The organism is uncultured Chitinophaga sp., assembly GCF_902168175.1.
In the GTDB taxonomy this organism is placed as follows: Bacteria; Bacteroidota; Bacteroidia; order Chitinophagales; family Chitinophagaceae; genus Chitinophaga.
Window position 1 is genome coordinate 245,426 of the sequence record NZ_CABHOU010000025.1, and the last position, 13,762, is coordinate 259,187.

Here is a 13,762-nt window from a genome sequence, read left to right on the forward strand (position 1 = left end):
AGTTAATACTTAATTGATACCCACCCGGCCTTGTACGGAAACCGATCCATTACCTATATTTGCGCCATGGCAAAAAACAAATCGGAAGAAACGCCCCTCATGTTACAGCATAAGGCCATCAAAACCAAGTACCCGGATGCGGTACTGCTGTTCAGGGTGGGCGACTTTTATGAAACTTTTAATGAAGATGCGGTCATTGCAGCCCAGGTGTTAGGGATCGTACTCACCAAAAGGGCCAATGGTTCTGCGTCTTATATAGATCTGGCAGGTTTCCCCTACCATTCCCTGGACACTTACCTGCACAAACTCGTTAAAGCAGGTTACCGGGTAGCCGTTTGCGACCAGCTTGAAGATCCCAAAACGGTGAAAGGCATCGTTAAACGCGGCGTAACCGAAATGGTAACGCCTGGCGTAGCCGTAAACGATAAACTGCTCGATAACTCCACCAACAACTTCCTGGCCGCTGTACATATCGGTGAAAACACCACGGGCGTATCCTTCCTGGATATTTCTACCGGCGAGTTCTTCGTAGCACAGGGCAACACCGAATATATCGACAAACTGCTGCAAAGCTTCCGCCCCGCAGAAGTACTGTTCCCCAAACAACAACAAAAGAATTTCCGGAGCCTGTTCGGGACCAGGTTCTATACTTATACGCTGGAGGAATGGATTTTCACCACCACCTACGCCAATGAGATCCTGCTCCGCCACTTCGAAACCCATTCCCTCAAAGGTTTTGGTATTGAAGGGCTGGATGAGGCGGTAATAGCTGCAGGAGCCACGCTGCATTACCTGAAAGATACGGAACACCCGAACCTGCAGCATATCACCAGCATACAACGTATAGACCAGGACGATTTCCTTTGGATGGACCGCTTCACCATCCGCAACCTCGAACTGCTGCACAGCAACGTGGAAAACGGCAAATCGCTGCTTTCTGTGCTGGACAATACTGTATCGCCAATGGGCGCCAGGCTGCTCAAACGCTGGATCGTATTTCCCCTCCGCGATATTACGCTCATTAATGAACGCCTGGATGCGGTAGAACTGTTCATCAAACAATCGGATCTTGCCAAAACCCTGCATCATCATTTAAAGCAGGTAGGCGATCTGGAAAGGCTGGTGTCGAAAATACCACTGAAGAAAATTAATCCACGTGAAGTAATGCAGCTGGCCCGCTCGCTGCAACAGGTAATCGCCATTAAGGAACTGCTGCATAAAAACGGCAACAGTTACCTCGAACGGCTTAACGAACAGTTGAACCCGTGTAACCACATCCTCGAAAAAATATTGCATGATATTTCCGACAATCCGCCGGTGCTGGCCAATAAAGGCGGTGCGATCCGTGAAGGTGTGCATGAAGAACTCGATAAACTGAGAAAGATCGCCAATTCGGGCAAGGAATACCTGCTGCAAATACAACAGAAGGAAAGTGAAGCTACAGGCATTCCATCTCTTAAAATAGCATTCAACAACGTGTTCGGTTATTATCTGGAAGTAACCAACACGCACAAAAATAAAGTACCACCTGAGTGGATCCGTAAACAAACGCTGGCGAATGCCGAACGTTACATTACGCCGGAACTAAAGGAGTACGAAGAAAAAATTGTAGGTGCGGAAGAAAAGATCCTTGTGCTGGAAATACAACTGTTCGAAGCATTACTGGCGCAGTTGCAGGACTATATACAGCCGGTGCAGTTAAACGCACAGGTAATGGGTAAACTGGATTGCCTGCTTTGTTTTGCGAACAATGCGGTGCAGAACAAATACCGCCGCCCTAATGTAACTGAAAGTGAAACCCTGGAAATACAGGATGGCCGCCACCCCGTAATTGAAAAGGGCCTGACCCCGGGAGAAGCCTATGTAGCCAATGACCTGCTGCTGAACAAAGAAGATCAGCAGGTGATCATTCTTACCGGCCCCAACATGAGTGGTAAATCGGCGCTGCTGCGGCAAACGGCTATTATCACACTGATGTCGCATATGGGCAGTTTTGTTCCGGCAAGCCGTGCGGATATTGGTCTTACCGACAAAATATTTACCCGCGTGGGTGCCTCCGATAACCTCAGTGGTGGCGAATCGACCTTCATGGTGGAAATGAATGAAACGGCGAGTATCATCAATAATATTACGCCGCGCAGCCTGATCATACTCGATGAAATTGGTCGTGGTACCAGCACCTATGATGGCATTTCCATTGCCTGGAGCATCGTAGAGTACCTGCACGACATGACCTTACATCGCCCCAAAACCCTTTTCGCCACTCACTATCATGAGCTGAACGAACTGGAAAACAAACATAACCGCGTAAAAAACTTCCATATCACGAATAAGGAAGTAGGCAATAAGATAATTTTCCTCCGTAAACTGGCATCGGGCGGTAGTCGCCATAGCTTTGGTATTCATGTAGCCAGGATTGCAGGCATGCCTCCACAGCTTATTCAACGGGCTGATGAAATATTATTGCAACTCGAAGCCAAACATATCGATGCGCCGTTAGAACAAACGGTGAAAGACATTGCATCTGCTCCGCCTAGAATGCAGCTTAGCATTTTTGACACGCACAGCGATACGTTCAAACAAATGCGCGAAATGCTGGAAGCTGTGGACATAAACCGCCTAACGCCGGTTGAAGCACTGCTGAAGCTGAATGAGATTAAGGGGTTATTGAGTTAAAGTATATGAAATAAAAAGAGGCTGTCTCATAGCGATGCGCAGCCTCTTTTTATGCTGGTACCTGAATTCGTTTAAGCCATCCTCAGCGCCTTCCTTTACAGTTCCCGGGCTTCGTCTCCGGGCTGGTATGGCAGGAATACCATTAGTAGCGTAAGCATTTCATCCGTCGTTTTCATATCCCCTGCAGAGAACACCATCTTGGGCGGGCTTGAAGGATTGTTAGGATTGCCGGCAGTGTTATCATAAGTACCTTCCACCGTCAACACACTTTTCTCCGGTATTTTCACCAGTGTTTTAAAGCGATATATTTCCTGCCAGCGGAAATCCCAGTCGGGAATATTTACCAGTTTAATGGTATCGCCTGCAGGAGTAACAGCATACGCTTTAAATGATTTACCCAGCACGTGCATATGCGGCCAAACATATAACAGCGACTGGTCCATCATTGGCGTAGTAACCTTTACCTTAAAGGTTTTCACCTGGTTAGCCGGAATGTAAAACATCGGCTGAATATCCTTTTCTCCTATTCCTCCCGAACCAATACTAATGACCTTCACCTCACGTTTTACAGGCGTTTTCTTGAAGAACAGGTTGATTGATGCTACGTTCTTTTCATCCTTCGCTATCGGCGCATAATGGATAGTAAGCAATACTACTCCCCTCTTAGGCATAATCCATCCCATATCTTTCGGGTACGACTCGTAAGTTGTACCAGGTATCCACCCGCCGTAATAAGTCATCTTCTTCTTAAAAGGAAGGTATTGATCATATTTAGTACGATCGTCTTCCGTAAGATTGATAAAGGGCGCAGGTGTTTTTATATCGATACTTTCTTCCACGGGGTGTATGGCGAAATTTGCGTGGTGAATCGTTTGTTTGTTGTTGGATACGAACTCTAGGGCTTCCACGTTCATGGAATCGCCCAGTTCGAATGGTATTTTAAATACGATGAAACGTTCGAGGTTATCTCCCTTCACTTCATAAGCCTGATCGATAGTGAGGGTGAGATCCGGTTTGCGGGGATATTGCGTTCCGGCAATAAACGCAGGTGTTTTAGGGGCAGGGCCTTTGCCTTCCGGCGCCTTTTGATCTACCCACTTTTTGATGCGGTCTACTTCCGCATCACTCAGTTTACGTTCGTTGGCGAAAGTAGTGTAGTGAGGATCGGGCTTCCATGGCGGCATGTAACCACTTACCACCACATCTTTAATAAATGATGCGCGTTTTGCCACGTCCTGGTAGGTAATGAGTGAGAATGGCGCAGCTTCTCCCGGCCGGTGGCACGGTGTGCAACTGCGGTGAATAATGGGAGCAATATCTTTATTGAAAGTGATATCCTGCGCGCCTGCAAAATGGGCGCTCAGTATTAAACACAGAAAGGCGAGGCGTTTGAACATACGTTAAAATTCGTTGATTAAGCAACCAATAGGTTCGGTGTTAGTTTGTTTAACAGTGGCGCCGGCGGCGAGGCTACCGATGGCGGAAGAAAGATAATGCTCACTGGCACGGGCTCTCTTTTTGCCCAGGGCAGTCACCCAGTTATCGATAAGGCCGCGGTAATACACCTGGCCCGCGTGATCCAGCACAACAGCTTCCGGCGTAACCGTTGCCTGCAACGCTTTCACCAGCTTCATATTTTTATCCGTCAGTATAGGGAACCGTATTTGATAGTCGTCGGCAAACTTAGTGATCTGCTTACTGCTATAGGTATTGCCGGGTATGATCCCGTAGAAATTAACCGATGGGTTTTGCTGTTGCAGTGTTTGTAGAACAGGGCTGTAGTTTTTACAGAGCGGGCATTCGGGAGAGAGAAATACGAAAACGGTGCCGGCTTTACCAGGTGTGATATAGGCCGTTTCTCCATTCGTTTTTAGTAAGCGGTAAGACTTGATAACAGGTAATAAATTCTTTTCCTGAGCAAAGCTCAATTGAAAGATCAGACCCAGGATTACCAGTAATAAGACTTGCTTTTTCACTATACTAATTTACAAAAAAACTCCAGGCTTTAGGCCTGGAGTTTTTCCTGTATTCAATTCATTTTTTACTATTTCTTATCCCACCATACGCGGCCGAAGATGTCGTTCGGCGCTGTGCCAAAATCGGGATCTTTTGCCATGTCGTCGATCGCCGCCGTAATATTTGCGAAGTTACGGTTGGTGATCTGCGGAAGCTCGATCAAAGCTCTTCTCGGCATAGGCTGTTCAACGCCATCAGCGAGAATACGTTCGAAAGCCACTGTAGTAGTCGTATTCGGCATGCCGGTACGTTTGTACAAAGACCAAGCTTCATTTGCCTGTTTAAAGTAGTGCAGGTACTCCTGAGAAGCAATTTGATCCAGTGCTTTAGCCGGGTCATATTTTACCTTAGGATTATTCTCGTAATAGTTATCAGCGTCTGTTGCCGTTGCGGCTGCGTATTCATAAACTTTAGCAGTACCGGCAATCTCGCTGTAATACAATACAGAAGCTACAACCGCAGCTTTATAGTAGGTGGCCGCAGATCCGGTAGTCAGTATACCTCGTGCTATCAGTTCTGCCCTATGGAAATTTAGCTCAGAATAAGTAAGCATCGGGAATGTTACTTTACCGTCTCCCGCTGTATTGGTTCTTGGATCAGTTAAGCCAGGTGTGAACAGGCGGTACTGAACTTCAGATAACGTATCAACGAGGGCTATGGTGGTTGGACTCATTTGTATTTGTGCACGGTTATACCAGCGTACGTTTGCAGGAGCCACAGCCGCATCCGGGCTTGTAAAGCTACCGAAGTAACGACGTGCAGGTACTGTGCTGCCAGCCGGCAGTTTCTTCTGCGAAACGAGAGAATCTACGTTAGTTTTGTAGTATTCGTTTGTCTGGTAGATCATTCTTAACCTCGGATCATTTGTTTCCCACATCAGGTCAACAATTGGTTTAGATGCGCGCCAAATACCGCCGTTACCGGTCATATCCCAGTTGCTACCTACGCCGGTATGCTGAAGACCTGTAATGAACTGTAGGTTATCGGCATTGCTGGCAAAAAGATCCGCTTCATTAGCAAACACCTCTGTAGCAATAGTCCTTAGCTTTTCCGGATTTCTTTTCATCAAACGCATTGCGATTCTCACACGAAGCGCATTCGCTGCTTTTACCCATTTAGCCGTTTCACCTTTGTAGTAAAGATCGGCATTACCATAACTGATCTGTGTTGCGTCTCCTGCCTTTAAAGTGGCAATCGAAGCTTTCAGACTTTCGTCGAAGGTGTTAAAAAGCTGCTCCTGTGTATCGTACACTGGTGTTAAAGTACCATTGTAACGAGCCTGGAAAGCCTCTTTATACGGCATGCTACCGTTTATTTCTGTAGTATAAAATGCGTAATATACTTTAAGTATATCGGCAATCGCTATCTGGTTTTTATACTTTGCTGCGTCAGCCTTAAGACCGGCCAGGTAGGCAACATCGGAGAGTACGTTACCAGTTCTTGTGTAGAAGTAATTTCTACGCTGGTTGAAGTTACCGACTTCAGACATGAAGGTTTTACCATTACCCGCAACAGGTGTATGGTACTGCATCCATGGCATCATAATGCGGTAATAGTCGTAAAAATATTCGTAATCAGCATCAAACATCGCAATACATGCGTTCGTGAATTGCTGCTCAGGTTCGATACCGTACAATATAGCTGGATCGGTGTTATATTTTGTATATAGCTCCTTGCTGCAAGACGACCAGGAAAGGGCGCCGACAACAGCCAGAACTATCATACTTTTCTTATTGGATAATATTTTCATGATTACTCTTTTAAAATGAATCAGTCTAGAAAGAAGCATCTACCTTGAAACCAATGTTTCTCATGTAAGGCAAACCACCATATTCAGCAAAACTACCAGAACGGTTGTTCAGGAAGCCCATTTCAGGATTGATATTATCTTTTGTGGTGTTATACAGATATCCCAGGTTACGTCCGATCAGGCTTACACGCAGTGTATTCAATTTCAGCATAGAGGCAGTTTTAGCAGGCATAGTGTAGCCAACAGAAACTTCTCTTACAGCTACCCAGCTATTTTCGAATGTTGAATATTCGCGGATACCGGTAGCCCACTGTGTTAACCTTGCATAGTACAATCTTGCACTAACTGGTTCAACAATTCCTTGTTTCACCGCGTCTGCATAACTCATACCGCCTACATCGTGTACTACGCCATTTGGAGCAGTGATCTTGATACCATTTTCGAACACACCGTCCGGGATAATACCATCGTCGAATGTAGAAGTTACCTGGCCGTTAGTGTACACGTTACGGGTCAGACCGCCAAATTCTGCGGATCTGCCAAACACGGTGCTGCCGATAGTACCACCGTTAGAACCGTACTGGTGAGTAGCAGAAGCCATCATACCACCTATTTTGCTATCGATCTGGAAACCGACGTTGAATTCTTTATAGCGAACATTCTGGATAGTACTCAGCATGAATTTCTCCATCATTGTTCCCAGTTCCTTATTACCCTGTCCTAACTCTGAACTACGGTAGAAGCTACCATTTTGTTTCAGCACTTTCTTCCCGTTGTTAGGATTATCCATTGGGTTGCCGGAAGCATCTTTCGCCTGGTATTTAGCATAGCCATAACCAGTGATGATAGTGCCGTACTCTTTTCCCGGCATTGCTACAGAATACATATCCGCACCAAAAGCCTGCTGCAGCGTGTAAGAAGTTACACCTTCTGCCAGAGAGAGAACTTTGTTTTTGTTACGGGCAAAATTGACTGTTGCATCCCACTCAAAATTTTTAGTTTGAACAGGTTTAACATTTAAAATGATCTCGATACCCTCGTTCTGGATGTTACCGGCATTCAGCACTTTTGACTGCATACCGGACTCCGTTGGCAACTGGAAGCCCAATATTTGATTCTTACTATTTTTCTTGTAGTACGCCCCGTCTAAACCGATACGATTATTAAGGAAGCGCAAATCTACACCCACCTCAAACTCATAAGTGTTTTCGTTTTTCAGGTTAAAGTCAACCAGCTGGCTACCGTCAAAACCATAGCGGGGAATAGTACCATCTGCTGAATTATAGTTACCTAAATAAGCATAGTTACCACGGCCAGTCAGCCATGAGTCAGCACCCAGACCTGTTACGGCATAGCTTGCACGAAGTTTACCAGAAGAAAGGAAGTCGAAGGACGGTTTATCTTTCAGTACTTCTGTGAATAACCACGATAAACCAACACCAGGATAGAAGTAAGAAGGATTACCATGACCATCGCGAGGATAGAGGAGTGTTGAGTTCCAGTCATTTCTTGCGCTGAAGTTCAGGGTAAGCATGTCTTTCCAGGTCAGATCACCGTAGAGATAAATAGCGTCCATCGCTTTAGAAGATCCGTATACGATACCACCCTCTGTGCCGGGAGCATTAACGGAGTTACCGAGGAAGAATTTACCAGGAGCTTTAAGACCACCATTAGTATAAGAACGGCTGAATTTTTCAGGCTCGTAACGCTGAGATTCTCCACCTGCACTTAAAGACAGATTCAAATCTTTTGACAACTTACGTTCAGCGCTCAACAATGCCTGTAAACGAGTGTTACGGCGAGTCGAAGCCCGTATGCTGTAATCACCGCCAGCAAAGTTAACACCAGTACCCCAATTCTCGGTAGTTCTGTCGGTATTAGCGTCATTGATGTTACCTCTCAGTAACAACGTAAGCCATGGAGTAATGTTAGCTGTGATATCAAGGTTTGCCAGCAGAGTTTTCTCCGCTTGCAATGTATTGTTATACTCCTGCGCGAAGAAAATGGAAGCCAGACCATACGGATCGTTCTGGGCAACACCGCCGTTAGGATCTAACCACCTGTCTTTCTGCATCCAGTATTTCGTATCGTAGTTACGTGGGTTGAAATAAGCCAGCGCGAATAACGGGCTATTGTTACCGCCTTGTGCCACCGGATTTTTAGACTCACTGATAGAGTAGTTTACACTCGCATCAATGTTAATAAAGGAAGTTACCTTTTGTGTTGCCCTAATGGCGAAGTTATTTCTTTTCAGGTTAGTGTTAGGCGTGATGAAGGTGTTGTAAAGATTAGAATAAGATGCTCTGAAAGTACCTTTTTCTGTACCGCCTTCCACAGATACGTTAGTATTAACTAAACGTCCTACCTGGAATGCATCTAGCACGTTATTAGGTTTAGCGCTCCATTCGATCATCCTTCCATCGATGTCTTTAACAGTTTGCCCGTTAAACCTGGGGCCGAAACTCCAGAAGAAGTTATTTGGATCTACCATATCGTTGCCATCTGCATCTTTTGCAAAAGTAGGAGCGATACCTGCACCAAACGCATTCTGAAGATCTATAGCTTTGTAAGCTTTGTCAAATGTTTCTGAATGGCTTAAAGTAACACCCAATCCTTTTCTGGCGCGTCCCTTTTTAGTAGTGATGAGCAATACGCCGTTCTGAGCCTGCGAGCCATACAAAGCGCTTGCAGCAGAACCTTTCAGTACTGTAACACTTTCATAATCATCAGAGTTGAGGTTCTTCATCTGGTTACCGAAGTCCTGACCGCTCCCCCAGCTGTCCGCACCGGTTGTACCTGGCTCCAGGATCACACCGTCGATTACTACCAGCGGCTGTGTATTGCTTCTTAAAGAAGAGTTACCACGGATACGGATGCTCGAAGAAGACATTGGACCACCGTTACCGGCACCAACAAATACACCTGCCACTTTACCAGCAAGTGCGTTCACCACGTTAGCGTTAACCGCTCTTGTGAGTTCTTCGCCTTTAACTTCCTGGATGGCGTAAGATACCCTGCGGAGATCTTTTTTGGTACCGAAACCGGTAACCACGAACTCAGTCAGGTTTTTGCTGTCTTCAGAAAGTGTAACGGCAAAGCTGTTGCTATTAGCAACGCTTATTTCTTTTGGTAAGAAGCCGAGAAACGAAAATAAAAGTGTGGCATTAGGATTCACTTTAATGCTAAAGTTACCATTAGCATCTGTGATGCCACCATTAGTTGTGCCCTTTTCGCTTACGGTAACGCCAGGCAGGGCGCCACCCTTTGCATCCTGCACCGTACCCGATACGGCCTTCTTGTCCTGTGCGAAAGCAAATTGCGAACACATGCCAACAAGGACCGCAATTAGAAGTAGCGATCTTTTCATTGTTTACTGTTTTTTTTGATTAATACGGATATAAGTATAGCATCTTCGATAAACTACCTTCCACCGGGAATGATCCGCTTGTTCATACCGAAACACAAACGTGCTTCCTGAACATACGTCCATAAAGGTGGGCAATTAGTCCCTGATTATTTTGCGTTGATCTCAATAATTAAATACATTTTGGAAATCCTCTGTACATGCAATTGCACAACGTGTCCACTGTCTTTTCGTTCACTGTTAAGTTTCGTTCACTGTGTTGACTACCATTTTACCGGTACACTCCCCCTATTCATTCTTCATAACCTTTTACCGGAATTAAGTTAATAGTTACAGATCTGGTTGACGTTGACTGTTAACTGTTGTAACCGTTCTTTTGCATAATTTTTTCTTCAATAAACTTCCAGGACTACCGGGTCAATCCTGACTTATATAAAGGTATGATTATCGCCGTAAACGCGGCTTACCGTTCATCCTTTGTTATTCACTGTTAAATATTACCCGGCTTAATGCGTAAAACGTTTTAGCGTTGACTTTTATTTCTCTGCAACTCATATTTAGCAATCGATAATATAAGTAGCTGGCATAAACTTAGAGAAAGTTTTCTTATTCACCAATTTTAACATAATTTTTTTTGTCCGAAATTGAACTAGATTAATTTACTACAATATTACAGTAATAAAATATCAGAAAACGCGAATTTAGGATAACGTTTTATTTCTCCGTTAAATTTTTGAAGCCGCCTTTTTAGAACACGACCCACGTTTAACTAATGTAGCGGGCAGTACAACCTGGTTGATCTGGTTAGTATTATTATTTAATTCGTTCATCAGCACCTGGATCACGCTGCGGGCAATATCGCCGATGGGTTGCGACACGCAGGTAATGCCAGGACTGTACAACCGGAACAGGTCGTGGTCATCGAAGCTGATGAAGGCAATGTCCTCCCCTATTTGCAGGCCAAGGTCTTTCACCGCCTCTATTCCATATATACCCAGGTAGTTGGTGGTAAAGAAAATGGCGTCGAGGTTGGGAATTGATTTAATAAAAGTTTTAATCTCCTCAATGTTTTCCTCCCTGGTAGCGGTAAAAGCCAGTTTCTTCAGCATTTTACGCGGAAAACCCGAGCGATGGGCTTTCATGGCCGCCAGGAAGCCGTCGAGACGCTCCTTCATCTGTATTTGCTCAGAGGTGATGGTGACTACGGCTATTTTTTCATAACCCAGCTGCATCAGGTACTCCGCCGCATCATAGGCGCCCTGGAAGTTATTTACCATAACATAGTTGGTAGGTATGTGCGGGAGGTAACGGTCGAGCAGCACCATTGGTTTACGGGCATGCTTGAGCGCTTCGATATCTTTATCTAAGTTAACGGTAGGCGTAATAATATAACCGTCTACCTGCCTGTACTCCAACACCTCCAGCAACCCTTTGGCTTTCTGAAGATTGTCTTCTGTACTGCCATACAGCACTTTATAACCGAATTTATCGGCTTCTTCTTCCACAATCTTGGCCACATTGGCAAAGAAGTGGTTGGCAATATCTTCTACGATAAGACCAATTGTTTTGGTTTTACCAGTGCGCAAGCCCCGGGCTAGCTGGTTCGGTTTATATTTAAGCTTCGTGGCCAGCTTTAATATCTTTTTACTCACCTGGTCGCTTATACGTTTCTCTTTGGCTTTGCCGTTCAACACAAACGAAACAGTAGTAGGCGATACTCCGGCTTGTTTGGCTATATCTTTAATGGATACTCCTTTCATGGTTATTTGACAGTTGCTGCTTAATCGATTTAGCGATAAGTAAGATACACAAAAATCTTACTTCTACACATTTTTCTGGCGAATTCTGCTAAATATTTTCGGCAATTTAGCGGAATTACCGGTCATAACTGAAAAGATGGTTTAGAAACCATAGTTTTTGAAGGAGAAAAAGGCTGGAATAAAACTTTATATATATATTAGGTGAAGAAAATTTCAGAATGCTGACAATTCACTACATGTTTTATTTCAGACTTGTAGTTTTTTAACTTAATTTACATATTTTGGCAACCGATCCCCTTTAAAGGGGATAACTGACTACGGGATTAGCGTATTTTATATTCATAGGACTTAAACAATAAGGAAGCAAACATGAAACCCATTCTCATTAAAGTGGGGGCCTTTGCCGACAACCAGATCACCATTATAGAGCGGTGCGACCCGCATTTCAATACTCCCTTTCACTTTCATCCCGAATGTGAGCTGGTGTATGTTACTGAAAGTCACGGTAAAAGGATCGTGGGCGACAGTATAGAAAGCTTCGACGTGGGCGACATGGTTTTTCTCGGACCCAACATTCCACATGTGTGGTATAACGACGAGGCCTATTATAAAGGTCTTGAGGAGTTGAAAGCCCGTTCTGTGGTCATTTACTTTCCAAAAGACATTTTCGGCGACAAGTTTTACGGACTGCCTGAAACCAAAGCGCTTACCGATCTTTTCCACCGTGCGCAACGCGGTATGAAAATTATCGGTGACACGCACGAACAATTGAGGGACGAAATTCTGACCCTGCCCCGTAAAGAAGGCCTGGAACGAATTATTTCCCTGCTGCAAATCCTTAAAACACTGTCGGAAACGAAAGATTGTTATTACCTGGCCAGCACGGGCTACTCTCATGCCTACAATGCCAAAGACAATCACAAGATCGACGATGTGTTTAAGTATGTAATGAACAACTTCTCAAAAGAGATATCGCTGCACGATGTAGCGGGCATCACCAACCTTTCGCCACAATCGTTTTGCCGTTTCTTTAAGAACAGGACGAAAAAATCGTTTGTACAGTTCCTGAACGAAGTACGGATTGGCCATGCCTGCAAACGCCTTACCGAAGAGGATTGGTCAATCGCCGAAATAGCTTACTCATGCGGATTCAAGAACCTTTCGAACTTCAACCGCTTCTTTAAAGAAATAGTAGGCAAAACACCCAAAGAATATAAGAACGAACTAAGAATTAAAGAAGACTAAATACGACACGACCAACTCATTTATAAATAGCCGCGCTCCCGGACACTGCGCCGGGAGTAGCGGCAAGATCCCCCAAAACCCTTTATCCTTAGAGACTTACAACTTTCCAGCTGCCCAAGCCTTACCATATAGCGTAGTTTTCACATCTCTAATTTTTAGCCGATACCCGAAAAAAAATCCATAATTTTATTTTGAATTACTATTTTCAACATCAGTTAGCCAGGTACCAAACAGTAAGAAGATCCGCAAAACACACATCAGATAGTAACCACAATCAACGACAGACAAGGCGGATAAATTCATTATCAACCAAACATCATAGATGTTCAGTAACTATTCCGACGAACAGCTTTTGTCGCTTTTAAGGCAAGATGATATAACGGCGTTTAATGAAATATACGCCCGTTACAGCCGTCCCCTGTACCTGTACATTACCAGCAAAACTGATACTGGTGAGGTTTCCAAAGATATTTTGCAGGACCTTTTTACGTCTATATGGGAAAAGCGGCATACGCTGGCCATTCAGCAATCCTTAAAATCGTACCTGTACCAAACGGTACGTTACAAGATCATAGATGTATATCGCCGGAACGCTACCTATCGCAAATACCTGCAACAACTTATCGAACACTTTGACGCACAGCCCAATAATATTTCCGACACCATGGACCATAAAACCCGCGCGTACGAAGTGCTGGAGGCCATAAACAGATTGCCGGAAAAGATGAAGGAAATATTTATGCTCAGCCGATTCGAAAACCTGAGTATCGAGCAAATAGCCAGTCAACTGGACCTTTCGCAGCAGACGGTGAAAAACCAGATATCCAAAGCCCTGAAAATATTGCGCACCCACTCCGCCCAGGCCGACATCGTAGTAATAGCCTTACTGATAGAGGGTTTACGTTAACTGCCCAATGTTGGACCTCCGCTGAAGAGTGCGACGCAACGGCA

At 44.8% G+C, this 13,762-nt stretch carries 8 protein-coding genes; 3 read left to right on the forward strand and 5 right to left on the reverse strand.

Going from position 1 to position 13,762, the window contains the following annotated elements:
- The first annotated feature begins 66 nt into the window (after positions 1–66).
- Positions 67–2,676 (forward strand): DNA mismatch repair protein MutS, encoded by a 2,610-nt coding sequence (gene mutS / locus QZT80_RS04415; RefSeq protein ID WP_295118227.1) that lies wholly within the window; start codon positions 67–69, stop codon positions 2,674–2,676.
- 95 nt (positions 2,677–2,771) lie between these two features.
- On the opposite strand, the gene QZT80_RS04420 is transcribed toward mutS, so the two are convergent.
- From QZT80_RS04420 to QZT80_RS04440, 5 genes are all read right to left on the reverse strand, one after another.
- The gene (locus tag QZT80_RS04420) at positions 2,772–4,073 is read right to left on the reverse strand and encodes a cytochrome c (RefSeq protein WP_295118230.1); all 1,302 of its coding nucleotides are present in this window, start codon (positions 4,071–4,073) and stop codon (positions 2,772–2,774) included.
- 3 nt (positions 4,074–4,076) lie between these two features.
- A complete protein-coding gene (locus QZT80_RS04425) occupies positions 4,077–4,652 on the reverse strand; it encodes a redoxin domain-containing protein (RefSeq protein WP_295118233.1) in 576 nt (191 codons plus the stop codon).
- Positions 4,653–4,720: 68 nt separating this feature from the next.
- Entirely contained in the window at positions 4,721–6,442 is a 1,722-nt protein-coding gene (locus QZT80_RS04430) for a SusD/RagB family nutrient-binding outer membrane lipoprotein (RefSeq protein ID WP_295118236.1), read from the reverse strand.
- A 25-nt stretch (positions 6,443–6,467) separates the two neighbouring features.
- On the reverse strand, positions 6,468–9,809 hold the full coding sequence (locus tag QZT80_RS04435) for a SusC/RagA family TonB-linked outer membrane protein (protein ID WP_295118239.1): 3,342 nt from the start codon (positions 9,807–9,809) through the stop codon (positions 6,468–6,470).
- Positions 9,810–10,531: 722 nt separating this feature from the next.
- On the reverse strand, positions 10,532–11,566 hold the full coding sequence (locus tag QZT80_RS04440) for a LacI family DNA-binding transcriptional regulator (protein WP_295118242.1): 1,035 nt from the start codon (positions 11,564–11,566) through the stop codon (positions 10,532–10,534).
- 369 nt (positions 11,567–11,935) lie between these two features.
- Here QZT80_RS04440 and QZT80_RS04445 point away from each other — a divergent pair, with 369 nt between their 5' ends.
- On the forward strand, positions 11,936–12,811 hold the full coding sequence (locus tag QZT80_RS04445) for an AraC family transcriptional regulator (RefSeq protein ID WP_295118244.1): 876 nt from the start codon (positions 11,936–11,938) through the stop codon (positions 12,809–12,811).
- Between the two features lie 322 nt (positions 12,812–13,133).
- A complete protein-coding gene (locus tag QZT80_RS04450; RefSeq protein WP_295118246.1) occupies positions 13,134–13,718 on the forward strand; it encodes an RNA polymerase sigma factor in 585 nt (194 codons plus the stop codon).
- Positions 13,719–13,762: the final 44 nt, after the last annotated feature.

What these genes read in the sequence shown, in the direction of transcription:
- QZT80_RS04435 (WP_295118239.1), bottom strand. Translation starts at nt 9,809, where the DNA reads ATGAAAAGATCGCTACTTCTAATTGCGGTCCTTGTTGGCATGTGTTCG.
- QZT80_RS04440 (WP_295118242.1), bottom strand. Translation starts at nt 11,566, where the DNA reads ATGAAAGGAGTATCCATTAAAGATATAGCCAAACAAGCCGGAGTATCG.
- QZT80_RS04450 (WP_295118246.1), top strand. Translation starts at nt 13,134, where the DNA reads ATGTTCAGTAACTATTCCGACGAACAGCTTTTGTCGCTTTTAAGGCAA.
- mutS (WP_295118227.1), top strand. Translation starts at nt 67, where the DNA reads ATGGCAAAAAACAAATCGGAAGAAACGCCCCTCATGTTACAGCATAAG.
- QZT80_RS04420 (WP_295118230.1), bottom strand. Translation starts at nt 4,073, where the DNA reads ATGTTCAAACGCCTCGCCTTTCTGTGTTTAATACTGAGCGCCCATTTT.
- QZT80_RS04445 (WP_295118244.1), top strand. Translation starts at nt 11,936, where the DNA reads ATGAAACCCATTCTCATTAAAGTGGGGGCCTTTGCCGACAACCAGATC.
- QZT80_RS04430 (WP_295118236.1), bottom strand. Translation starts at nt 6,442, where the DNA reads ATGAAAATATTATCCAATAAGAAAAGTATGATAGTTCTGGCTGTTGTC.